Source organism: Peribacillus sp. AS_2, assembly GCF_026891895.1.
In the GTDB taxonomy this organism is placed as follows: domain Bacteria; phylum Bacillota; class Bacilli; order Bacillales; family DSM-1321; genus Peribacillus; species Peribacillus frigoritolerans.
Genome location: NZ_JAPTGA010000010.1, coordinates 175,268 through 197,581, shown reverse-complemented (window position 1 = coordinate 197,581; position 22,314 = coordinate 175,268). Strand labels below are relative to the sequence as shown.

Genomic DNA, 22,314 nt, shown 5'->3' with positions numbered 1-22,314 from the left:
ACAAAGGGAGGATTTCTAGATATAGTTTGATTACACTACTTAGGATTAACCTGCCCCGACGACGGGCACGGCGGCCCTGGGGGTAACTGTTTTCAGCAGTTCATTCCTAGTGTTGGCTGGTTATGGATTTGTAGATAAAAAGAAACAGCCGATTTATTCGGCTGTCTTTTTTATTCCATTTACTCGTGAGATTCGGGCTTTTACTCGTGAATTCCGGCCTTTTACTCGTGAGTTTCTCGCTTTTACTCGTGAATTCCGGCCTTTTACTCGTGAGTTCCAATTTAAGCTGCTTTCTTGTTAGATGCTGCGTTCTTTTATTTGCTGGACCATTTTCTTGATGAACATTTCTATTGTGACATTTTCAAATTCTTGTTCCCCGTATTTCCGGACATTTACTTCATTTACTTTCTCTTCTTTATCTCCAAGGACCAGCATATATGGGATTTTCCCCAGCTGCGCTTCCCTGACTTTATACCCCAGCTTTTCATTCCGATCATCGATTTTCACTCTTATGCCTTGATTCTTCAGTGCATTTTGAACCTGTAAACAATAATCCAGATGAACGTGTGAGACTGGGATGATCTGTACTTGCACCGGGGCGAGCCATACCGGAAAAGCACCGGCAAAATGTTCTATGAGGATTCCAAAAAATCGATCGATCGATCCAAAGATGGCACGATGAATGACGACCGGACGGACTTTTTCATTATTTTCATCGATGTAAGTCAGATCAAATTTGTCGGGCATTTGAAAATCAAGTTGGATTGTTGCACATTGGTGGCTTCGTTTTAATGCATCTTTAATATGAAAATCAATTTTCGGTCCATAAAATGCCCCGTCTCCTTCATTTACTTGATATTGTATCCCGATGCTTTCCAGAACATTTTTCAGGGCTGTTTCAGAAGCTTCCCAAAGGGAATCATCGCCCATTGAATCCTCCGGACGAGTCGAGAGCTCAACGGAATACTCGAATCCGAAAGTGCGATACACCTTATCGATCAGATGAAACACTTGTTTAATTTCACTTTCGATTTGATCCTGCCGTACATAGATGTGGGCATCATCCTGACAAAATGTACGGACACGCAGCATCCCGTTCAATGCACCGCTATATTCATGACGGTGGACTTGACCGAATTCGGCCATCCGGATGGGTAAATCCCTGTAAGAATAAAGACTGTTTTTGAAAATAAGCATATGACCCGGACAGTTCATTGGCTTCATCGCGAATTTTGTTTGATCCACCTCAGTGAAGTACATATTCTCGTGATAATAATCCCAGTGGCCCGATTGTTCCCATAACCGCTGGTTCATCATCAAAGGAGTCCGAACTTCGGCATAATCAGCTTCAGTCTGAAGCTCCCGCGAGAACTTCTCCAATTCATTTCTAACGATTTGTCCTTTCGGTAAATAAAATGGCATTCCAGGGGCTTCCTCCGAAAACATGAATAATTCCAACTGCTTCCCTAATTTACGGTGGTCGCGTTTGGCCGCTTCTTCCAGGAATTTAAAATGATCCTGTAAATCCTTATTCTTTCGAAAAGCCACGCCATACACCCTTTGGAGAACTTCATTTTGATTGTCTCCCCGCCAATAGGCACCAGATACACGAGTCAATCTGAATGATTTTACAAATGATGTGGATGGAAGGTGCGGCCCTCTGCAAAGATCGATGAATTCCCCCTGTTGATAGAGCGTTAATTTTTCACCATTGGGGATGTTCTTTGCTATATCCAACTTGAAAGACTCCCCTCTGCCCTCGAATAACTTCACAGCTTCTTCATAAGTCACTTCTATCCTTTTAATTTCCAGATTTTCACTTATGATATGTTCCATCTCTTTTTCAATGGCCTGCAGATCTTCTGAGCTCAAAGCATGATCTAACTTAAAATCATAGTAAAAACCGTCTTCCACGACTGGTCCCATCCCTAATTCCACATTTTTGTATAATCTTTTCACAGCCTGTGCCAAAACATGCGCAGATGTATGTCGCAATACGTGTAATCCTTCATCCGAATCGAGAGTCAAGATCGACAGTTCACCATCCTGAATAAGCTTGTGACTTAAATCAACCAATTGCTTATCCAGTTTTCCAGCTACTGCCTTTTTCCTTAAACTTGGGCTGATTGAGCCTGCCACACTTTCCACTGTGATCCCTTGCGGATACTCCTTTTGCTGCCCATCCGGGAATTGTACTTTAATCATTTTTTCATCCATCACATAAACACCCCTTTTTAATAATAAAAAAACGCACACATCCCTATGCAAGGGACGAGTGCGTTTACCCGTGGTTCCACCCAATTTCCCATAAGCAAAAAACACTCATGGCTCTGGAGCTTGTAACGCAGCTTAGACGATATCAGTTACTTTTTGTTCACCGATATAGCTCAAAGGCGGTAAATCAATTTCCTAAGCCAGGAAGTTCGCAGCTGCCCTTCCCTCTCTGCAGGCCGTAAAAATGATTCATGTCCTTATCATCGCCATATTTTTATATAGAAAAAAACGCACACATCCCTATGCAAGGGACGAGTGCGTTTACCCGTGGTTCCACCCAATTTCCCATAAGCAAAAAACACTCATGGCTCTGGAGCTTGTAACGCAGCTTAGACGATATCAGTTACTTTTTGTTCACCGATATAGCTCAAAGGCGGTAAATCAGTTTCCTAAGCCAGGAAGTTCGCAGCTGCCCTTCCCTCTCTGCAGGCCGTAAAAATGATTCATGTCCTTATCATCGCCATATTTTTATATAGAAAAAAACGCACACATCCCTATGCAAGGGACGAGTGCGCTTACCCGTGGTTCCACCCAATTTCCCATAAGCAAAAAACACTCATGGCTCTGGAGCTTGTAACGCAGCTTAGACGATATCAGTTACTTTTGTTCACCGATATAGCTCAAAGGCGGTAAATCAATTTCCTAAGCCAGGAAGTTCGCAGCTGCCCTTCCCTCTCTGCAGACCGTAAAAATGATTCATGTCCTTATCAATGCTTCTAAAATTTTATATTGTTATATATATTACAATATATTCCCATAAGTGACAACCTCAATTTTTTTCATTTCATTACTAACACCAAATTGGTATAATTAGTAAAAAAGGGGTTTCTATGAAACGTTTAAGCAATTGGTCAATCGTATTTGCAGTGATTGGTATCCTATCATTTTCCTGTTCCCTAGCTTTTCAAAAGCGTCCGAGCTGCTTATGATTTCAGGATTCGGTGCGTTGCTAATTGGTTTGTTATGCAGCTTAGGGGCCATGTATAAAAATGAAAGAGGAATGTCGAAATTTTTGGCTGTGGCTGCATTCTTTCTTTTAAGTTTCATTCTCGTTTGGAATGAACCATTTCAAATTGTCAGGCTCTTGACCTGGATGAAAAATTAAATGAAAAAACCCGTTCACCATGACGGGTTTTTTCATTGATTCATTCTTCATCGGCTATCGTTCGGCTTGAATTCTTTATTCCTAGCCATAGCGTAAGTCCAGTGGTCCAGAGTATTAGCGCGCATCCAAAGCCGAGCAATGATAACGGTGCAAGGATTTGGTGCTCCCCAACCATGACGGTGTCTGGCACAATCATCCATGTAATAAGCGCCAATAAACAGAGAAGCACACCTGTTGCATAATAAACCTTGATTTGGAAAAGTGACGCCAATGGTAAAAAATGAATCCCGACAATAATGGCGATGACTCCCGGTATAAGATCGGTCTGATTGATCAAGTTACAGATGGCAATGGCAATCCCAATCAGCAAACCTTCGGCAATGAAGACCATATTAAACAAAAATCCGATACGCTTAAGACGTCTTGCCCCATCATCTGAAACTTGATTGGACATTTTTTGTGAACCATGTATTAATGAAAAGCCAACGATGACCATGATGATTCCCACGAATATGGCTGCGAGTTCCACGTATGGAAATCCCCACCCCTGCAATCCCATTACACCGGTACCCGCCCAAAGTGTTCCGAAGACCGCCATGAAAATGACTCCAATTCCAGAACCGCGAAACGTCTCTTTCATCATCAGTTTCCTTTCATCCACAGTATAATCGTACATAGAATAATATTGCACCACTTCCCCAATTATTCAGCTATAAAAAAATCATTTGAGATGAGATAATTGCCGTTTCGTAGATATAATTCGATTTTCGTTGATATATTCCGTTTTTCGCAGATATATTCCGTTTTTCGCAGATATATTCCGTTTTTCGCAGATATATTCCGTTTTTCGCAGATATAATTCGATTTTCGATACAAATCTTCATAAAAAAACCTGAGTCCCCAAAGGGGAGCTCAGGTTTTTTCCATTGGTATCAAGCCACATCTGATTTATCGAATTGACAATCTTTTAATGCTATTAATTTGGTCTTATGATAAATCTTGTATCCTAGCCAGACTCCCAGGAATATCGGTAATCCGATATAGGAGACAGCGACTCCATACCAGTCGATGCTGCCGCTTAGGAATGCTCCATAGTTCTGTCCTGCTATGACGAGTATGCACAGGGTGAATGAAAGAATCGGACCGAATGGAAACCATTTTGCTTTATATTTGAGTTCGTTCAGGTCACCACCCTGTGCAACATAGGCTCGTCTAAAGCGATAATGGCTTATGGCGATTCCAATCCAGGCGATGAAGCCAGTCAGCCCGGATGCATTCAATAGCCATGTAAATACATGGTCCCCGAAAATGGAGGTCAAGAAGGCGAATCCCCCAATTATGGATGTCATGATCAAGGCATTCATCGGGATCCCCCTGCGGTTGACTTTGGCCAGGAATTTGGGAGCTTGATGATCTTTTGCCATAGACCATAACATCCGCGTTGATGCATATAGCCCCGAGTTCCCGGCGGACAGTAAGGAGGTTAACACGACCGCATTCATGACGGATGCCGCGAATGCCAGCCCTGCCCGTTCAAAGACAAGCGTGAAAGGGCTTACAGAAATATTTTCGACATTTCCGTTCAACAAGCTTGGACTCGTATACGGTATTAAGAGACCAAGTATCAGGATGGCCCCGATGTAAAATAATAGGATGCGCCAAAATACTTGGCGGATTGCATTCGGAACATTTTTTTCGGGTTCTTCACTTTCCCCGGCAGCAATACCAACCAGTTCTGTGCCTTGAAAAGAAAATCCCGCGATTAGAAAGATTGAGATGATCGATAAAAATCCTCCCTTGAATGGTGCCTCATCCATGGTGAAGTTTTCAAATCCGATCACCTTTCCGCCAAAAATCCCCAATATGGTCAATAAACCAATAATGATGAAGCAAATGATGGCAATGACTTTTATTAGTGCAAACCAATATTCAGATTCACCATAGCTTTTAATGGATAGTGCGTTGAGGGTGAAGACGATTCCAAGAAATAAGGCACTCCAAATCAGGCTGGGTACATCAGGGAGCCAGAATTTCATGATGATGGCTGCTGCAGCTATTTCCACGGCAAGGGTGACTGCCCAGTTAAACCAGTAATTCCAGCCAAGTGCAAAGCCGAATGCGGGATCAACAAAGCGTGTGGCATAGGTGGAAAAGGATCCCGACACAGGCATATATGTCGCCATTTCCCCTAAGCTCGTCATCAGGAAATAAACCATGATCCCAATGCAGGCATAGGCAGCGAGGGCACCGCCGGGCCCTGCGCTCTGGATGGTTGCCCCGCTCGCCAGGAATAATCCGGTTCCTATTGAACCGCCAATGGCAATCATGGTCATATGTCTTGCTTTCAGTTGCCTTTTAACTGTCGGTTCTTGATTATCAATGGGATTCCTTTTAACTGTCGGTTCTTCATTATCAATGAGATTCATGTCCATAAGGTTCCTACCTCATTTTCTTTTAAAGTTAAAAGTTCAAGAATAAAAGAGTTTTTTAACAACCGCTTTGTGAAAGACTTAATCGTTCGCTTCACTTGCTGGGATGCCATCCATTTCAATTGCCATTTCCCGGTATAGTCTCTCTCTTCCCGGATTGGGTGACCCCATCCTGCTCAGTCTCCATTCCACACCATTGAATTAGAGTGAGCGCAATGATTTCGGCTGTGGAGAACACGTTGTCGAGCAGGATGTATTCATTTGGATAGTGGGCAACCTCGGTTACTCCCGGTCCGAAAACGATTGCTGGCGTTTCACCGACATGTGTCAGCAATCCCCCGTCCGTTCCCCAAGGGGAGGCTTCAATGACCGGGTCCTGTCCGGCAACCTGACGATATTGATGAACAAGTGCATTCATCAGTTCATGCTCTACATCAATTGCCCCTGGAACCCAGCGTGCCCCGAACCATTCCAATACGGGCGGGTTTTCCTTGAACCATTGGTCCGCTTCCCCGAGTTGCAGCAACCAGGCTGCCATTTCGTCTTTCGCCTGCTCCATCGTTTCCTCCGGCGCCACACCCATCCTTCCTTCGACTTTCACAAGGTCGGGAACGGATGACGGCCAATTACCGCCTTCAATGACGCCTAGATTGATTGGAATCGGAATGGGCGTGTTCTGATAAAGCGGATCACTGATACGTGCATTTCGCTTTTCTTCCAAGGCACGAATATGATTGATGACGGTCATGCTTTTTTCAATCGCACTAACGCCTTCATACCTTGTTCCGCCATGGGCTGACCTGCCTTTAACATGGATTCGGAACCACATCGAACCCTGCTGTTTCGGGAAGATCCTCATATTCGTCGGTTCAGGGATCAGGGCGGCATCGGCTTTATATCCCCTCAGGACAGCCGCTAATGTTCCGGCACCGCCGCTTTCTTCTTCAATCACACTTTGAAAAATGACATCTCCTTTTAATTGGATGCCATTTTCCTTCAAAGCCTGCATCGCCAGGATCAGCGAAACATTTCCCCCCTTCATATCGGTTACGCCGCGTCCAAACATCCTTCCATTCTTAATCGCTCCGCTATATGGGTCTTCGTCCCACTGATCGCGGTCTCCGTCCGGAACGACATCGATGTGTCCGTTCAAGATGATGGAACGTCCGCCTCCAGTCCCTTTCATGATACCAACCACATTGGGGCTGTTGGAAAATTCACTGCGTGGTGAATAGAAATGAGAATGCTTTTTCAGCTCCCCGCCATCAGGTTCCCAACTATCGATCTGCAAACCCATTTCCTGCAGCTTTTGGGCGACGATGGCCTGTGCCCCTGCTTCATTTCCTTGTGTACTCGGAGCTTGTACCATTTTTTGCAATAGATTCGTTCCTTCTTCCCGATGATCCTTGATCCATTGGTTTATCCGTTTTTGTATATCCGGCACGTTTATCCTCCTTAATTACACATATTCTCATAGATTACTGAAAGTCCCATTCCGCCTGCCATACACAACGTTACCATTCCGTACTTAACTTGTGAACGCAACATTTCATGCATCAGTGTGACTGTCAATTTTGCACCTGTTGCTCCTACAGGGTGACCAAGTGCAATTGCCCCCCCATTGACATTGACAATATCCGGATTCAAATCTAACTCTTTGATCACTGCAAGTGCTTGGGCAGCAAAGGCTTCATTAAGTTCAATCAGTCCGATATCCCGTAAAGATAGACCTGCTTTTTCCAATGCCTTTCGAGTAGCGGGTACTGGACCAATCCCCATAACTCCAGGTTCCACTCCTGCACTGGCAAAAGCCTTTATTTTCAAGAGCGGTTTTAATCCCTTTTCTTCTGCTTGCTGCTTGGACATTAAAAGTACAGCTGCAGCCCCATCATTCATAGGACAGGCATTTCCTGCCGTAATGGTTCCTTCATTTTTGAATACTGCTGGAAGACTGGCTAGTTGATCTAGATGAATGTCTTCGCGTACCCCTTCGTCATGGTTGAAGATTTGAAGACCTTTTCGATCCTTGATTTTAAGTGAAATAATTTCTCTATTAAAGCGACCCTCTTCTATAGCTTTCCAAGCCTTCTTGTGGCTTTGATAAGCAAATTGATCCTGTTCTTCACGTCGGATACCATATTTTTCAGCCAAGCGCTCGGCAGTGATTCCCATATGATCATTTTCCAAGGAACATATTAATCCATCTGCCAGCAGAGCATCCTCCATCGTTACGTTTCCAAATTTACCGCCCCATCTATTTTTCACGATATAAGGCACATTGCTCATGCTCTCCACTCCGCCGGCAATAATGACGTCTTCTTGACCAGCAGCGATAGTTAAAGCGGCGTTGGTAATGGCCTTTAAACCTGATCCACATGCTTTGATTACAACGTGTCCCGGGACACTGTATGGGAAACATGCCAGCTGCGACGAAATTCGTGCCGAGTTAAGTCCGCCTCCGTGGACATAGCCGTGTCCGAAAATCACTTCATTGACTTTTTCTTTACCCAAACCGGAATTTTCCATTAAACCTTCCAATACTTGACGGCCCAATTCGGTAGCTTTAACATTCCTGAGTGATTTTCCAAAAGTTCCAACTGCAGTTCGTGCCCCAGCAACGATGACAACCTCATTCAAGCTTTTTTCCTCCTCTTACCTATTCAATGGTGTTGACGGCAACATGGATTTTCAAAGATGCCTCTGTATTCCTTAGCACATCATCCACTGTATATGGCGCCATGACTTCCTTTAGCACCAATCCCTCTTCAGTAACTTCCATGACTGCCATATCCGTAATGATTAAATCCACACTCTTTCTAGCCGTCAATGGCAGCGTACATGTCTTCAAGATCTTCGATTCACCCTGCTTATTCACGTGATTCATCAGGACGATCACCTTTTTGGCTTTCTGGGCAAGCTCCATTGCCCCGCCCATACCCGGCACCCGCTTTCCTGGGACGATCCAATTCGCCAAATCCCCTTTTTCACTAACTTCCAGGGCTCCAAGGATAGTGATGTCGATGTATCCTTTCCTGATCATCCCAAATGCCGTTGCACTGTCAAAGTAAGAAGCTCCCATTACAGTGGTGATCGGGAAACCTCCCGCATTACAGAGGGCAGGATCTTCTTTTCCGGGATCAGGACTTGGACCTGTACCGAGAACCCCATTTTCCGCATGGAACAGCACATGGATATCTTGAGGAATATGATCTGCCACCAAGGTTGGGATGCCGATGCCTAAATTGACGATCAATCCGTCATGGATTTCCTTGGCGGCGCGTTTCGCGATGCGATTTCGTACATCTACTGCCATGCCCATTTCCAATTCACCCCTTTTGTCGGAATCACCATATCTACATAAATGCCTGGTGTGGCAATACATTCCGGATCCAATTCGCCTGCAGGAACGATTTCCTCCACTTCCGCAATCGTAAAGGCCCCTGCCATCGCTACCAGCGGATTGAAATTACATGCAGTCTTGTCATACATTAAATTCCCAAGTGAATCGGCCTTTTTGGCATGGACGATGCTGACCTCAGCCGTCAAAGCGGTTTCCACCAAATATTCTTTTCCTTCTATCACAATCTTGTCCTTGCCTTCTTCGGCTATCGTACCAATCCCGACATCGACAAAAATCCCGCCTAAGCCTACACCGCCGGCACGAATCCGTTCGGCTAATGTACCCTGCGGTGAAAATTCGACTTGCAGCTTTCCTTCAGTCATGAGCTTGCCGGCATTAGGATTGGATCCGATATGCGAGGCGATCACTTTCTTTGCCCTTTCAGCGGTCACAAGCCGGCCAATGCCGATATCAGGGAATCCAGTATCATTGCCAATCAACGTCAATTCCTTAACGCCCTTGTCAAGGATACCCTGTACAAGTGTCGGAGGAGTCCCCACTCCGCCAAATCCGCCATACATGAGTGTGCATCCATCGGAAATATGCTCCAGCGCTTCTTCCATGGTCACAATTTTGTTTTTCTTCGTAATGACCTGCTTCATACCGTTCCTCCTAAATAGCCTGCATGTCTTCAATCAAACCTTCCACGTGCAATTCTTGCTGCAACTCATCGAGGGAAGCTTCCAGTATCATGACGAGGCGGTCGATTTCTTCATTCGTAATGATTAATGGCGGAGATAAAATAACCGCATCGCCAGCGATTCCTTCAATCGCACCTGCAGCAGGATAGATTAACAACCCCTTCGCAAAAGCCTTATTGACAAGCCTTGTAGTCAGGCCGATTTGCAAGTCGAATGGAGTTTTTGAAATCCGATCGGAGACAAACTCAAGCCCAAGGAGCAGCCCTTTCCCTCTTACATCACCAATGATGTCGAATTTCTCAGCCAATCCTTGCAGCTTCTTAAACAGATATTGACCTTTCTTTTCCGCTGCCTGAACCAGGTCATTTCCCTCAATGTAGGAAAGCACTTCCAATGAAACGGCAGCAGATAGAGGGTTTGCACTATATGTGTGTCCAGCCATGATTGATTTCGAGCCTTTTAAAATGGGCTCCATGACACGGTCAGTAACCATTGTGGCTGCCATTGGAGTATAGCCTGCGCTCATTCCTTTACCCAATGCGATGATATCCGGAGTGACTCCCCAGTGTTCCATCGCGAACATTTTTCCTGTCCGTCCGATTCCCGTCATTACCTCATCGGCAATAAAAAGAATGTCATAGTTTTCGCAGATTTCCTTAATCCTTTGATAGTAGCCATCCGGCGGTGTTACAGCACCAGCGGATGCCCCGATTATCGGTTCTGCAATGAAGGCGGCGATATTCTCGGATCCGACCCTTTGAATGGCTGTCTCCAGTTCATTTGCACACTGAAGCTTGCATCCGGAAGTTTCATTATTATAAGGACAGCGATAACAGTATGGAGCCGAAATGCTAGGGAAATCCTCCAATAGCGGCACAAAACGCTTTCTTCTTGGTACATGGCCGGACATCGATAAAGCGCCCATCGTGATCCCGTGATAACTCGTCCACCTGGAGACGATGCGGTTTTTTCGCTCAAACCCTTTTTCTTGCCAATGTTGAATCGCGATCTTCATCGCCGTTTCGGTCGCTTCCGATCCACTATTCACGAAAAATGACCAATTCAAATCCCCTGGAGCCAACTCACTTAGCTTTTTGGCCAATGCCTCTGCGGCTTCACTCGTAAAATGAGACCTATATGCAAAAGAAACTTTGCGGGCCTGCTCCGTCATTGCCTCGACAACATCCAATACGCCATGGCCAATACTTGCTGTGACCGCTCCTGATGATCCATCTATATACTGATTTCCATCTATATCATAAAGATAAATTCCATTCCCATGAGAGATAGTGGGATAGTCATGATCTAAAGTAGGCTTAATCAAATAATTGCGTGTCATGTCATCTCTCCTTTTAACGTTCGTACACATTATCTATTAATCTATTACGTTCTTAAAAGACTAAAAGGCTCATCCTGAATCAGGATGGATTCTGTAGGGCAGCCTTCCATGGCATCTTGCATGTCATCATGCAAGGTTTCAGGAACCTCGGCAATCCCTTGATTATCGTCCAAGATGACGAAAGCGATCCCTTGATCGTCATAGTCATAAATCTCAGGACCTGTTGAACCGCACGCCCCGCACGCAATGCACGTTTCTTTATCAACCCATGTGTATTTAGCCATAGAAAAATCCTCCTACTTGAGGGATAAATCTTTACCCCAAATATTCATGTCCTCATACTTATCCCAAATATTGCAATTCTTCGTTAATCTGCCGCCATATTCATAACCCAGCTGATGAAAGACGGCGTTCATGCCCATTGACAATGATCGGGCCAATGAATATGAGCAATAAATGTTTTTCTTGAATAATTCTTGTTCCAATGCCGAGATGAGCACCTTCATGAAACCATGCTTTCGATGCTGGGGAATTGTTGCACAGTCCGTTATTTCAGCATTATGATACATTTCATTCACTTCAGCGGATGCAGCACTCACGATGGTTCCTTCATATTCGATAACACTAAAGATCGTCCCTTCCTCCATCACTTTCTTGATATATCGTTCATCATTCATCGGTGTAGGGTAGGTTTCAAAAATGGCACCATATAGCTTCGCCAGCTCTTGTGCATCTTTCTCCGCAGCAGACCGGAGGATATAACCGTCAGGTATTTGCAGGGATTCAATCGGTCTAGAAACCTTGGTTACATCTTGGATGACCATATCTTCCTTGACCCAAAAGTCGCTAGTCCGCCTTTCATCCGTTAAATAGAAGGCCATGAAATAGGCATCATTCCCTTTGAAATACTTGTTCAATATTCCTTCCAGCATGAATCCCTGACCTAACGCCGCTGGTAAATCTTCATTCCTTGCTTTAAGTATCACTTTTGTAAAGCCCTGCTCCTTTGCGATGGCAAGGGCCCGATCGATCGCTTTTTTGATATTTCCCCGATAATCATCCATGCGCAAGCGCTGATTGGCATGATCATGATAGAGCTCCATCGTATAACAATCCCCGGTCTCCATTTGGGTGAAAAAAGGCAGCTTTTGAACAGGCATCATGTATCCCCCTTATTTAAAGAATTCGGGAGAAGAGATGCCTAACATCCGCTTCTCCCGGCATTCTATTTCCAATTGAATAATTTTTTGACAGGTGCCTGAAGAAGCTGTTCATACGTAAACTCATCAGGATATTCACTCACATCATATATGGATAAGGCTTCATCCACCTTTTGATTCATTGAATCAGACACATAGATTCCGCATTCAGGACAGTTTATAGCCGGAACTTGAAGGACTTTTATTGAGCGTTTCCCGTCAGGCATGATCCAGTAACAATCCTTCTTTTCACTTTCTTCTACGTTTGGGGTATTGCACCATAAGCAGTCCATCTTCATTCCTCCTTGCCATCAGATTTCACCGAGCCGCTAGCGGCCAAGGCATTCTTTTTTTCTTGGGCCAACCTTAATTTTTCCTTCATTTCATCCCGTTTATCACGGCGATCCTTCAAAGAAGCATGTTCATCAGTGCTTTCATACGCTTTTCTCTTGTCAAGACGACGAAGGCCCTCTGGCACCAAGTTGAATTTCTCATCCGTCATGAGCGCGGAAATCCCGACGGCTTCTTTCCTATCCGCAGTACCATATACTTCATCAAAGTAAGCATCCGCACTGCCGGCAACATAGTTCTTCGGCTCCGGATAGCTAGTGATAACTCCTTCAAAGTTCCGTAAAACGACTTTATCCGGACTTTGCGAAAGAAGGTAATTCGGGGTCAAGGCAATCTTTCCGCCGCCGCCAGGAGCATCCACCACAAAGGTTGGCACTGCATATCCTGATGTATGGCCGCGCAGCGCTTCAATGATTTCCAGTCCTTTTGAAACCGGCGCCCGGAAATGGCCAATCCCTTCAGATAGATCACATTGATAAATGTAATAAGGTCTTACCCTTGCTTTAACACAGTCATGCATAAGCTTTTTCATGATATGGACACTATCGTTGATACCAGCGAGGATGACTGCCTGATTACCAAGCGGCACACCTGCCATCGAGAGCATGTCACATGCTTTTTTCGCTTCATCCGTCAGTTCAAGTGAATGATTGAAATGCGTATTCAACCAAACCGGATGGTACTTTTTCAGAATATTACATAAATTTTCCGTAATCCTCTGCGGGAAAACGACCGGTGCACGTGTGCCGATCCGGATGATTTCCACATGCGGGATGGCGCGCAGGTTACTCAATACGTATTCAAGGATCTTATCATTGATCAACAGGCCGTCACCGCCAGAGATCAGGACGTCCCTCACTTCCGGAGTGTTCCGGATATATTCAATCGCCCCGTCAAGCTGTTTCTTGGGAACACCCATGCCAACCTGACCTGAAAAACGGCGTCGTGTACAATATCTGCAGTACATGGAGCATTGGTTCGTTACAAGGAATAGAACGCGATCCGGATAACGATGCGTCAATCCTGGAACAGGGGAATCCTCATCCTCATGCAGCGGATCCTCCAAATCATATCTAGTCTTGTTCATTTCTGCCGAAAGCGGTACCGACTGTAAACGAATCGGACAGCGAGGATCATCGGGATTCATCAATGAAGCATAATAAGGAGTAATGTTCAACGGAATCGTTTGAGTCGAAATCCGGACTCCTTCCTCTTCATCCGGTGTCAGGTTGACGACCTTTTTCAGATCATCCAGTGTTTTAATTGTATTGGTCAATTGCCAGATCCAATCATTCCACTGCTCTTCCGTTACATCCTTCCACAATTCGATATCATTATAATGCCTGCGTCCACCTAGGTATTCTTTATGTTTTACATCCATTCCCATCAAATTCATTTAAAATGCCCCCTTATTGTAAGAACTTATATATATACTCTCGCAAGAATGATGCCAACATTAATAACAAGGAAATCATAAGCAAATGGGGGTAAAACGAGCTTAAAACCGCAAGATATTTTTCATTATGCATAATTTTTTGCAGACAGATTCTTTGCGCCAAGCAATAAAAAAGAAGGCTCTCTTTACACAAGAGCCCTCCAGTTTGTAGACAAAAGGAGTTCTATCCAAATTTTTAAACATAGTTGATTGGAGAGCGAGTGTGCGAGAATCCTGCGGGAATAGCGAGTCCAAGGGAGAGCCCACAGGCGTAAATGCGCCTCGGGCGGACCGCCCGCGGAAGGCGAGTGCCCTACGTTCCAATCAACGTCCAAATTTGTAAAAGCAAAAAAATGTAGACGAACTCGATTTTCATCGAGCTTGTCTACATTCTGAAAGTCTCTTTAGATTACATCATGATATGACAGTGATAGCGTTTCCAAAAAACTAAATTCACTTGGATTCCTTCGACCCTGCCGTATAAACTTTTTCAATGCCGTACTTGTTTAGCTTATATTGCAGTCCCTGCCTTTTAATATTGAGGGCTTCTGCCGTTTTGCTGATATTCCCGTTATATTTCTCGAACATATTGATGATCATTTCCCTTTCCATTTCTTCAAGAACGACAGGTAAATCAATCCTGTTTTTCAAAGGGGAAGGCTGGCTCTGCGCATTTGCTGCAGCATAATTTCCTGAAGGGAAAAGATAAGCAGGAAGATGATGTTCATCAATCATATCTTCCCCAGCGTCCATGACGTTAAAGGTTAACTCGATGGCATGTCCCAGTTCACGAATGTTCCCGGGCCATGGATATTGAAGAAGCCGCTGCATCGCCTTTTGACTGATCCCGCGCACTTCCGTAAAAAATGATTTGTTGAATTTTTGAATGAAGTGATTGACGATTTCCGGAATATCCGTTTTACGCTCGGAAAGAGAAGGCATCTGGACCGTTACGACATTGAGGCGAAAAAACAAATCCGAACGAATGATTCCCCGCTCCAACGCCTCTTCCGGAGAAATGTTCATCGCAGCTATGATTTTCACATTAATCTTTTGCTCCTTCGAACCTCCAACACGGCGCACTTCACCTTCCTGAAGCACCCGCAGCAATTTTGCCTGCAGACCGAGGTCGAGGCTATTCAGCTCATCAAGGAAAAGAGTACCGCCATTTGCCTGCTCAAAAATGCCCATGCGATCCATCGCTCCGGTAAAAGCCCCTTTCGTCGTGCCGAACAGGAGCCCCTCCATCAATTCCTTTGGAACGGCCGCACAGTTTTGCGCGATGAAAGGCTGATTTCGCTGAGCACTTACATTATGTATACTTTGGGCGACCAGTTCCTTCCCTGTCCCTGTTGGTCCATAAATCATGACTGGGGAATGTGTACGGGCCGCTTTTTTCGCCAAGGAAATCGCTTGCTTAAAAGAAGGACTATTGCCGATCAAATCACTAAAATGATAGGTCGCCGTCCCTTCAGAAAACTTATTTTTCCTATGCGTCTCGGCCAGCTGGGAACGCAAATCGACAATTTGGTCATACATATTCATGACCTTCGTAATATCCTTTGCGATTTCCACTGCCCCAATAATTTCACCATCCTCATACAAAGGATACGTACTATTGATCGACGTTATTTTTTTCTCCTTTAAATTTACATATGTTTGAATGGACTCAATCGTTTCATTGCCTTTTTCCAAGGCCACATGCAGCGTACTGGATTCATCTGTCAATGAAGGATAAAGCTGAAAAATATTCTCCCCCAGCACCTGCTCCCGATCCAGCCCGTCGATATGCGCCATCATTTCATTGTAAAAGACCGTATCCCCATCCTTATTCACAATATGGACACCCACATTGATCACATTCAATATCCATTCAAATTGAGTGGAAAACTGATTTACTGAAGATTTCATTTCTTCATCTCCGTTCTCTGCCATTTGATAGAATCACCTGTAAATTATAGCATTTAATGGGAAACATTCATCTCTTTATTCTTATTAAAATCAAACTTCAGCACAAAGGCAATAGAATAATAAGGTCAAATAAAGGAATCTCGCATTAAGCCAAGAAGATTATAAAAGAAAATATAATATTTAGGGGTGAGTCGGATTTCGGAAACTAGATTGGAAATTAAACCGTGGGAAGATAAAGACCTTCCATTACTATTTCAACTAAATGCCCCAGAAATGATGGAACATCTTGGCGGACCAGAAAGTAATGAACAAATCTTGAAGCGTCATCAGCGGTATCTACAGATTGGTGATAAGGGATGCATGTTTAGCATCATCCCGTTTCCAGAGGCAAAGGCAGCCGGTTCCGTTGGCTACTGGCAAAAAGTGTGGAACGATGAATTCGTGTACGAAATCGGCTGGAGCGTCCTCCCTTCCTTTCAAGGAAAAGGAATCGCATCTCATGCCGTCAAGGCACTGATGGAGAAAATCAAAGCCGAACGAAATTACAAATACATTCACGCATTCCCTTCGATCACTAATCCTGCATCTAACGCAATTTGCCGCAAGCTCGGCTTCAACCTCATCTCCGAATGTGAATTCGAATACCCGCCAGGAAGCTTTGTGCAATGCAATGATTGGTGCTTGGAACTTGATTGAATTCCATAGATGAATAGCAGATTTGTGTATAGGAAGGATCATTCCGTGGTAAGTCGAATTATGTTAGGTTTAGGGGAATTATTTCCCGGGAAAGTCGAATTATTCTGGGGTTGGTGAGATTATTCCCGGGGTAGGACGAATTATTCCCGAGGCAGGGCCGATTACATCCCTTAGAATTCTTGAGTATTTGTCTGAAAGGATAATGAACTGAATAAGGAGCTTTTATATCTTTATGAAGGTTAGGTTGATTCTCTGATTTTAAGTTCTGTAGGCAATTTAATAATGTCGCGCTTTAATTTCAAATCTTCATTTAAATATTTTATCAATTCTATTACAGTGCGTTGTCCCAGTTCCATAATCGGTATATTGATTGTGGTTATGGTCGGGGTTGTGACTTGGCAAATAGATTGATTATCATAACCAACTATGGCTAGGCATTCCGGTATTTTGTAGCCCAACACAGTTGCCTTTTTAATAATTCCTGCTGCTACCTGGTCATTTCCAGTAAATAAGGCAGTAGGTTTTTCTTTTAATTTTACTATTTCATCACAAATACGGAATCCATCTTCAATATTAAATCCATGTCCAAATATCCAATCGTCATTATGTAGTAAATTATTATCCGCTAACGCTTTTATAAATCCTTCTTTTCTTTGACCCTGAGCCTGACTATAAGTAGTATCGTAACAAAAACCTATTTTCCTATGGCCTTTTTCTATTAAATGCTTAACCGCTTTGTAAGTCGCTTCGAATTCATCATATCCAATAATCGGTATAGAAGCGGAATGATGGTATTCATTACACAGTAAAATAGGGCCGTATTTCAAATAAGGCTTGATTGCATTCCATTCATTTTCTAACGCTCCTAAAATAACCCCATCTACTTCTCTATTCTTTAATTTCCCCATAACATCCAATTCATTTTTCGCATCATAAAATGTTTGAAAAATGAGAACTTTATAATCATTTTCCAAGGCTGCTAGAGATACTCCTTTAACCAATTGGGCAAAGAATGGATGATCGAAACTTGGGACTGATATTGCAATGGTTTGGGTTTTATTTGTCCTAAAATTCCGGGCTAGTGTACTCGGTGCATAATCAAGCTCTTCCATGACCTTTAAGATTTGTTCCCTCTTTTCTTTCGATACATATGGATGATTATTTAAGACTCTGGATACCGTTGTTTTAGAGACATTACATATCTTGGCAATCTCGCTAATTCTCGTCATTTAATCCCATCCTTGTAATAAGTGGTTGACATGTTATCGATTTCAGAAGTTATGATTAAACCGTTCCTAATATATTAACAAAATTTATCTGAGTTGTATTTTTAAAAAGTTATATCTTTAGCGAATGGAGGGATTGTCATGTTTTTGAATAAAAAGGGCGGGTTTCAGTTATTGCCAAAGGTTGAAGACCCAAAATACATTGTATTCTGTGATTTCGATGAGACCTATTGCCCTCATTACATGAGTCACGAGAGACAGGAAGATTTATATGAGCTTGAAAATTACTTAGAAGCAAAAAGCATGGATGACGAACTTGTCTTTGGCTGGGTCACCGGGAGTAGTATCGAATCAATATTACATAAAATGAAACAAGGTGGATTCAGGTTTTTCCCGCATTTTATTGCCAGTGACTTAGGAACCGAAATCACCTATTTCTCGGAGAATAACTTTTTGGAAAGTGATCCAGATTGGCATTCGCAGATTAATATCGAAGAATTTAATAAGGGGAAAGTCGATGAAATTTATAATGTTCTACTTAACGGCAATATACCATTGATTCCTCAGACTCAAATGGGAAGTTCACGCTACAAAAGAAATTATTATTATCAAATACAACAGGAATCCGTCGACAAGAAGAATTTAGCTTCCATCCAGAGGGTGGCCAAAGAGTATGGGATAGGGATAAATATCAATCGTTGCAATCCCCTTGCCGGCGATCCTGAAGATAGTTATGATATAGACTTCATTCCATTAGGCACTGGAAAAAATGAGATTGTCCGTTTTATGCTAGACAAATTCGGGCTGAATCGGGAGCATGCCTTTGCTTTCGGGGATAGCGGCAATGATTTGCTCATGTTAAAAAGTGTTAAACATGGTTACCTTGTTGGGAATGCAACTCAAGAAGCAAAGGAAGCTCATACTAAAATAGCGACAGGTACGTACTCCAAAGGAATATTAAGAACTTTGCAATCCATCATTACTATTTGAGTGGAAGTATAAGTAATGAGGAAAAGGTAGTTGATGCGCTCTTGCACAGCTTTACTTTCTGCTAACGGTATGGATTTTCCATCAAGCAAACAATTCATTCCATGTTACTTTGCCTGCAAGCTTATCAGCGGAAATCCTGTTTGCTTTCTGGTATTTATATAATGCCGCCTCGGTTTTTTCCCCGAATTCTCCGTCAAGAGTACCGGGGTTAAATCCTTTCATATATAACGCTGCTTGTAGAATCCATGTGATATTGCAGCTAGCTCCTTTTTTTATAGTGATGACCGCAGTCTTGGTTTTAGGTCCCCATTTTCCATCGACAACTAGCTTTTTATTGAATTGCTTATTCAGTTCCACTTGTAAACCTTTTATAAGGGCCGATCGGGTTTTGGGACCATAAACGCCATCTACGGCAATAGACGTTTTATATCGGCTATTTATCGTTTTTTGTATGGACATTATATGCCCATCTCCTTTGCTGGTCTTTGGAGAAGTAATATGAGGTTCTTTTCCTGCTTGTAACTGTGTAAAAGATAACCCGCCTGTCATCTCCAAGTGGGGGTAATCCTTGAATGAACTCCAATCCCCGCCCCAGATAAATCCTAATTCTTTACCTATGGCAGCCACACGCTGCCATTTTGAGTTCACTGTCCATATCGCTTTCTTGCCATCATCACTCACAATGAAGAAATCAATAGCCAGTCCAAAATTATGATAGGATTGCCCAGGCTTAGCGTTCGTCACGATCGGTTTAGCTAGATTACTATAGTTTTTGCCTTTGTAGCTGTAAACTCGCCCTTGACCAAAAAGGTTGGCTTGCTCTTCCAAAGAGCGGTAACCTGCACTTATCTGTACAGTGATTCCTTCATTATAAGCACGTTCCACCATTTCCAATGCTGCTGCCTTCACAATAGGATTCATCCCTTTGCCCATCTTTTTCACTGACCGCTCCAATAATGTCCGTAATGCTACTTTCACTTTCATCCCTCCTTTTAGGTTCCCATCAAAGTTTATATAAGACTTTTTAACGGAAAAGTAGCAGAGTTGGTAAAGTTTGTTCTCATTTAATAGAGAATAGAAGTGATATGTTATTTATCCGCTCCTTTTCCGCCGACTGCCTGCTAAGCCTCCTCGATGCAAGCGTCTGTGGGGTCTCCGGCTAGCCAGTTATTCGGCAGAAAAATTAGCCATAAAAAAACCCCGTAAATATTAGTTTTGTGTCTAACATTTACGGGGCAGTTCAGAGTAGCCTACAGTTTTTTCCGCTGATTTCAGAAATCCGCTCCCTTTCCGCCGACTGTCTGCCAAGCCTCCTCGACGTAAACGTCTCCGGGGTCTCGGCTAGCCAGTTTTTCGGCAGGAGTGTCGCATATTTCTTCCATCCTTTAAGGGTTACAGTATAAAAACATGAAGAATAATCTAGTCTTCAACATGTTTCAAGATGAGCCACTGCGGTTTTTTCTAAAGGCTAGCATTGAAAGTTGATGATTTACTTTTTAAAATCTTGTTCGGGGTGAGCAATCCGATACTCCTTTTACCGAAAATTTGATGGAACCGCCAGACTGTAGACGAATGGAGAGAATTGCCAGTTTTCCTACAACATTTCCTAAAAAAGAAGTCCAGTTGATTGGAACGGAAGGTACGAGACTCCTGCAGGAAAACGTGGCCAAGGGAGACCCCGCAGGCGTGAAGCGTCGAGGACGGACCGCCCGCGGAAAGCGAGTGCCTGGAGTGGAAATCCATACACATCCCCTCCTTCAGAAATCCCCTCCCTTTCCGCCGAATGCCTGCCAAGTATTAATAACTGTGGTGAAAAGGCCTTTCGTTCTTCAAATAGAAAGATAATTCCCCCAAAAAAAGACGGCTTCCGTTCGCCCGTTTGCGAATGAAAGCCGTCTAATCATGTATTATTTTATTAATCTCTTAACCTTACGCTTTGATTTCAATAGAGGGGCTTATTGTAAAGTCAGCCTCTGTTTTACTTTTCACTTCATCAAGTGTTACCCCATTTTGCAATTCAATCAGTTCCATGCCAGTGTCTGTAAATTGAAAAACGGCCAGTTCGGTAATCAGGCAATGGACGACTTTTTCTCCCGTCAATGGCAATGTACAGCTTTTTTTCACTTTGGATTCCCCATGCTTGTTCACATGGTCCATGATGACGACAATTCGTTTTGCGCCTTGGACGAGGTCCATCGCTCCTCCCATTCCTTTTACCATCTTCCCAGGAATCATCCAGTTTGCCAAGTCCCCATTCTCGGAAACTTCCATCCCGCCTAAAATGGCTAGGTCGATGTGGCCGCCGCGAATCATTGCGAATGATTCAGCGCTATCAAAAAATGATGCCCCCGCTTTTGCCGTTACCGTTTCTTTTCCTGCATTGATCAAATCCGGATCAACTTCATCCTTTTGGGGATAAGGCCCGATTCCGAGTAAGCCATTTTCCGATTGAAGCATGACATTAAAGTCATTTGGAATCATGTTGGCAATCAAGGTCGGCATTCCGATCCCTAAATTCACACACATCCCATCTTTGATTTCTTTAACGGCCCGTTCTAAAATTAGTTGTCTAGTCATTCGATACTCCTCCTTTTTATGCGTTAGCAGTTGTAAGTCTTTCAATTCGTTTTTCATAGTCATTTCCTACAAGCACTTTTTGTACATAAACCCCTGAAGTATGAATTTCATCTGGATCGAGCTCCCCTGTGCCCACAAGCTCCTCCACTTCGACAAGTGTGACTTTCCCTGCGGTGGCAACGACAGGGTTAAAATTCCTTGCCGTTTTCCGATATACAAGATTACCGAAATGATCTGCTTTCCAGGCTTTTACAAAGGCAAAATCCCCGACTATTCCTTTTTCCATAATGTATGTGCGGCCATCAAACTCTTTATGTTCTTTACCTTTTGCGACTTCCGTCCCTACTCCTGTAGCTGTATAAAAGGCAGGAATTCCCGCTCCGCCCGCTCTTAAACGCTCGGCCAGCGTTCCTTGGGGAACTAGTTCGACCTCCAGCTCGCCACTTAAAAATTGCTGTTCAAATAATTTATTTTCCCCAACATAAGAAGCGATCATTTTTTTGATTTGTTTATTTTCAAGCAATAGACCAAGACCCCAGTCATCGACTCCGCAATTGTTGCTGACAATCGTCAAATCCTTTACACCTTTGTTACGCAAAGCAATGATTAGTTTCTCTGGTATTCCGCTTAATCCGAACCCGCCTACGATAATGGTTGCTCCATCCTCGATTTGTTGAATAGCGCTATCAAAAGATGTTAATAATTTACTCATTTTCCATCATCTCCATTCTTAATACTATT

The 22,314-nt window shown here is 43.5% G+C and carries 20 protein-coding genes and 3 other annotated features; of the genes, 3 read left to right on the top strand and 17 right to left on the bottom strand.

What is annotated here, in order from left to right:
• The first annotated feature begins 109 nt into the window (after nucleotides 1-109).
• Nucleotides 110-301: a hypothetical protein gene (locus OTG27_RS18670; protein WP_268937723.1), complete on the top strand. Its 192-nt coding sequence runs from the start codon at nucleotides 110-112 to the stop codon at nucleotides 299-301.
• On the opposite strand, the gene thrS is transcribed toward OTG27_RS18670, so the two are convergent.
• From thrS to OTG27_RS18605, 13 genes are all read right to left on the bottom strand, one after another.
• Nucleotides 298-2,205 (bottom strand): threonine--tRNA ligase, encoded by a 1,908-nt coding sequence (thrS, locus tag OTG27_RS18665; protein ID WP_374941274.1) that lies wholly within the window; start codon nucleotides 2,203-2,205, stop codon nucleotides 298-300. The two genes, OTG27_RS18670 and thrS, sit on opposite strands and share 4 nt — an antisense overlap.
• A gap of 59 nt (nucleotides 2,206-2,264) precedes the next feature.
• Nucleotides 2,265-2,487 (bottom strand) — a binding site (T-box leader).
• A gap of 31 nt (nucleotides 2,488-2,518) precedes the next feature.
• Nucleotides 2,519-2,741: a binding site (T-box leader), on the bottom strand.
• 31 nt (nucleotides 2,742-2,772) lie between these two features.
• Nucleotides 2,773-2,994: a binding site (T-box leader), on the bottom strand.
• A 425-nt stretch (nucleotides 2,995-3,419) separates the two neighbouring features.
• Nucleotides 3,420-4,019, bottom strand: a complete 600-nt coding sequence (locus OTG27_RS18660) for a DUF7010 family protein (protein WP_268937721.1) — start codon at nucleotides 4,017-4,019, stop codon at nucleotides 3,420-3,422.
• A gap of 292 nt (nucleotides 4,020-4,311) precedes the next feature.
• The gene (locus OTG27_RS18655; RefSeq protein ID WP_082609300.1) at nucleotides 4,312-5,805 is read right to left on the bottom strand and encodes an amino acid permease; all 1,494 of its coding nucleotides are present in this window, start codon (nucleotides 5,803-5,805) and stop codon (nucleotides 4,312-4,314) included.
• Nucleotides 5,806-5,926: 121 nt separating this feature from the next.
• A complete protein-coding gene (locus OTG27_RS18650; protein ID WP_268937720.1) occupies nucleotides 5,927-7,252 on the bottom strand; it encodes a peptidase in 1,326 nt (441 codons plus the stop codon).
• An 11-nt stretch (nucleotides 7,253-7,263) separates the two neighbouring features.
• A complete protein-coding gene (locus tag OTG27_RS18645) occupies nucleotides 7,264-8,445 on the bottom strand; it encodes a thiolase family protein (RefSeq protein ID WP_268937719.1) in 1,182 nt (393 codons plus the stop codon).
• A gap of 19 nt (nucleotides 8,446-8,464) precedes the next feature.
• Entirely contained in the window at nucleotides 8,465-9,127 is a 663-nt protein-coding gene (locus OTG27_RS18640) for a 3-oxoacid CoA-transferase subunit B (protein ID WP_268937718.1), read from the bottom strand.
• Nucleotides 9,112-9,810 (bottom strand): CoA transferase subunit A, encoded by a 699-nt coding sequence (locus OTG27_RS18635; protein ID WP_307730120.1) that lies wholly within the window; start codon nucleotides 9,808-9,810, stop codon nucleotides 9,112-9,114. Before OTG27_RS18635 ends, OTG27_RS18640 begins: the two co-directional genes overlap by 16 nt.
• A gap of 10 nt (nucleotides 9,811-9,820) precedes the next feature.
• Entirely contained in the window at nucleotides 9,821-11,188 is a 1,368-nt protein-coding gene (locus tag OTG27_RS18630) for an aspartate aminotransferase family protein (RefSeq protein ID WP_268937717.1), read from the bottom strand.
• 44 nt (nucleotides 11,189-11,232) lie between these two features.
• On the bottom strand, nucleotides 11,233-11,472 hold the full coding sequence (locus tag OTG27_RS18625) for a ferredoxin (protein ID WP_063575319.1): 240 nt from the start codon (nucleotides 11,470-11,472) through the stop codon (nucleotides 11,233-11,235).
• Nucleotides 11,473-11,484: 12 nt separating this feature from the next.
• Nucleotides 11,485-12,348 (bottom strand): putative beta-lysine N-acetyltransferase, encoded by an 864-nt coding sequence (ablB, locus tag OTG27_RS18620; protein ID WP_268937716.1) that lies wholly within the window; start codon nucleotides 12,346-12,348, stop codon nucleotides 11,485-11,487.
• Between the two features lie 65 nt (nucleotides 12,349-12,413).
• On the bottom strand, nucleotides 12,414-12,680 hold the full coding sequence (locus OTG27_RS18615) for a YokU family protein (RefSeq protein ID WP_048688594.1): 267 nt from the start codon (nucleotides 12,678-12,680) through the stop codon (nucleotides 12,414-12,416).
• A gap of 2 nt (nucleotides 12,681-12,682) precedes the next feature.
• Nucleotides 12,683-14,119: a lysine 2,3-aminomutase gene (gene kamA, locus OTG27_RS18610; protein WP_268937744.1), complete on the bottom strand. Its 1,437-nt coding sequence runs from the start codon at nucleotides 14,117-14,119 to the stop codon at nucleotides 12,683-12,685.
• A gap of 507 nt (nucleotides 14,120-14,626) precedes the next feature.
• The gene (locus OTG27_RS18605; RefSeq protein WP_268937715.1) at nucleotides 14,627-16,108 is read right to left on the bottom strand and encodes a sigma-54 interaction domain-containing protein; all 1,482 of its coding nucleotides are present in this window, start codon (nucleotides 16,106-16,108) and stop codon (nucleotides 14,627-14,629) included.
• Nucleotides 16,109-16,294: 186 nt separating this feature from the next.
• On the opposite strand from OTG27_RS18605, the gene OTG27_RS18600 reads away from it, so the two are divergent.
• The gene (locus OTG27_RS18600; RefSeq protein ID WP_268937714.1) at nucleotides 16,295-16,780 is read left to right on the top strand and encodes a GNAT family N-acetyltransferase; all 486 of its coding nucleotides are present in this window, start codon (nucleotides 16,295-16,297) and stop codon (nucleotides 16,778-16,780) included.
• Nucleotides 16,781-17,019: 239 nt separating this feature from the next.
• Here the strand turns inward: OTG27_RS18600 and OTG27_RS18595 are convergent, their stop codons facing one another.
• Complete coding sequence (locus OTG27_RS18595; RefSeq protein WP_268937713.1) at nucleotides 17,020-18,009, bottom strand: LacI family DNA-binding transcriptional regulator; 990 nt, start codon at nucleotides 18,007-18,009, stop codon at nucleotides 17,020-17,022.
• Between the two features lie 138 nt (nucleotides 18,010-18,147).
• On the opposite strand from OTG27_RS18595, the gene OTG27_RS18590 reads away from it, so the two are divergent.
• Entirely contained in the window at nucleotides 18,148-18,996 is an 849-nt protein-coding gene (locus OTG27_RS18590; protein ID WP_268937712.1) for an HAD-IIB family hydrolase, read from the top strand.
• A gap of 81 nt (nucleotides 18,997-19,077) precedes the next feature.
• On the opposite strand, the gene OTG27_RS18585 is transcribed toward OTG27_RS18590, so the two are convergent.
• From OTG27_RS18585 to OTG27_RS18575, 3 genes are all read right to left on the bottom strand, one after another.
• Nucleotides 19,078-19,980 carry a peptidoglycan-binding protein gene (locus OTG27_RS18585; RefSeq protein ID WP_268937711.1) on the bottom strand — a complete coding sequence of 301 codons (903 nt, stop codon included), beginning with the start codon at nucleotides 19,978-19,980 and terminating at the stop codon, nucleotides 19,078-19,080.
• Between the two features lie 945 nt (nucleotides 19,981-20,925).
• Nucleotides 20,926-21,573, bottom strand: a complete 648-nt coding sequence (locus OTG27_RS18580) for a 3-oxoacid CoA-transferase subunit B (protein ID WP_191928637.1) — start codon at nucleotides 21,571-21,573, stop codon at nucleotides 20,926-20,928.
• 16 nt (nucleotides 21,574-21,589) lie between these two features.
• Nucleotides 21,590-22,285: a CoA transferase subunit A gene (locus OTG27_RS18575; protein ID WP_034309718.1), complete on the bottom strand. Its 696-nt coding sequence runs from the start codon at nucleotides 22,283-22,285 to the stop codon at nucleotides 21,590-21,592.
• Between the last annotated feature and the right edge of the window lie 29 nt (nucleotides 22,286-22,314).

Bases quoted from the DNA above. Each gene is read 5' to 3' on its own strand.
- OTG27_RS18595 (WP_268937713.1), bottom strand. From the start codon at position 18,009: ATGACGAGAATTAGCGAGATTGCCAAGATATGTAATGTCTCTAAAACA.
- ablB (WP_268937716.1), bottom strand. From the start codon at position 12,348: ATGCCTGTTCAAAAGCTGCCTTTTTTCACCCAAATGGAGACCGGGGAT.
- OTG27_RS18635 (WP_307730120.1), bottom strand. From the start codon at position 9,810: ATGAAGCAGGTCATTACGAAGAAAAACAAAATTGTGACCATGGAAGAA.
- OTG27_RS18630 (WP_268937717.1), bottom strand. From the start codon at position 11,188: ATGACACGCAATTATTTGATTAAGCCTACTTTAGATCATGACTATCCC.
- OTG27_RS18640 (WP_268937718.1), bottom strand. From the start codon at position 9,127: ATGGGCATGGCAGTAGATGTACGAAATCGCATCGCGAAACGCGCCGCC.
- OTG27_RS18605 (WP_268937715.1), bottom strand. From the start codon at position 16,108: ATGGCAGAGAACGGAGATGAAGAAATGAAATCTTCAGTAAATCAGTTT.
- OTG27_RS18585 (WP_268937711.1), bottom strand. From the start codon at position 19,980: ATGAAAGTGAAAGTAGCATTACGGACATTATTGGAGCGGTCAGTGAAA.
- thrS (WP_374941274.1), bottom strand. From the start codon at position 2,205: ATGATTAAAGTACAATTCCCGGATGGGCAGCAAAAGGAGTATCCGCAA.
- kamA (WP_268937744.1), bottom strand. From the start codon at position 14,119: ATGGATGTAAAACATAAAGAATACCTAGGTGGACGCAGGCATTATAAT.
- OTG27_RS18575 (WP_034309718.1), bottom strand. From the start codon at position 22,285: ATGAGTAAATTATTAACATCTTTTGATAGCGCTATTCAACAAATCGAG.
- OTG27_RS18615 (WP_048688594.1), bottom strand. From the start codon at position 12,680: ATGGACTGCTTATGGTGCAATACCCCAAACGTAGAAGAAAGTGAAAAG.
- OTG27_RS18590 (WP_268937712.1), top strand. From the start codon at position 18,148: ATGTTTTTGAATAAAAAGGGCGGGTTTCAGTTATTGCCAAAGGTTGAA.
- OTG27_RS18580 (WP_191928637.1), bottom strand. From the start codon at position 21,573: ATGACTAGACAACTAATTTTAGAACGGGCCGTTAAAGAAATCAAAGAT.
- OTG27_RS18660 (WP_268937721.1), bottom strand. From the start codon at position 4,019: ATGAAAGAGACGTTTCGCGGTTCTGGAATTGGAGTCATTTTCATGGCG.
- OTG27_RS18625 (WP_063575319.1), bottom strand. From the start codon at position 11,472: ATGGCTAAATACACATGGGTTGATAAAGAAACGTGCATTGCGTGCGGG.
- OTG27_RS18655 (WP_082609300.1), bottom strand. From the start codon at position 5,805: ATGAATCTCATTGATAATGAAGAACCGACAGTTAAAAGGAATCCCATT.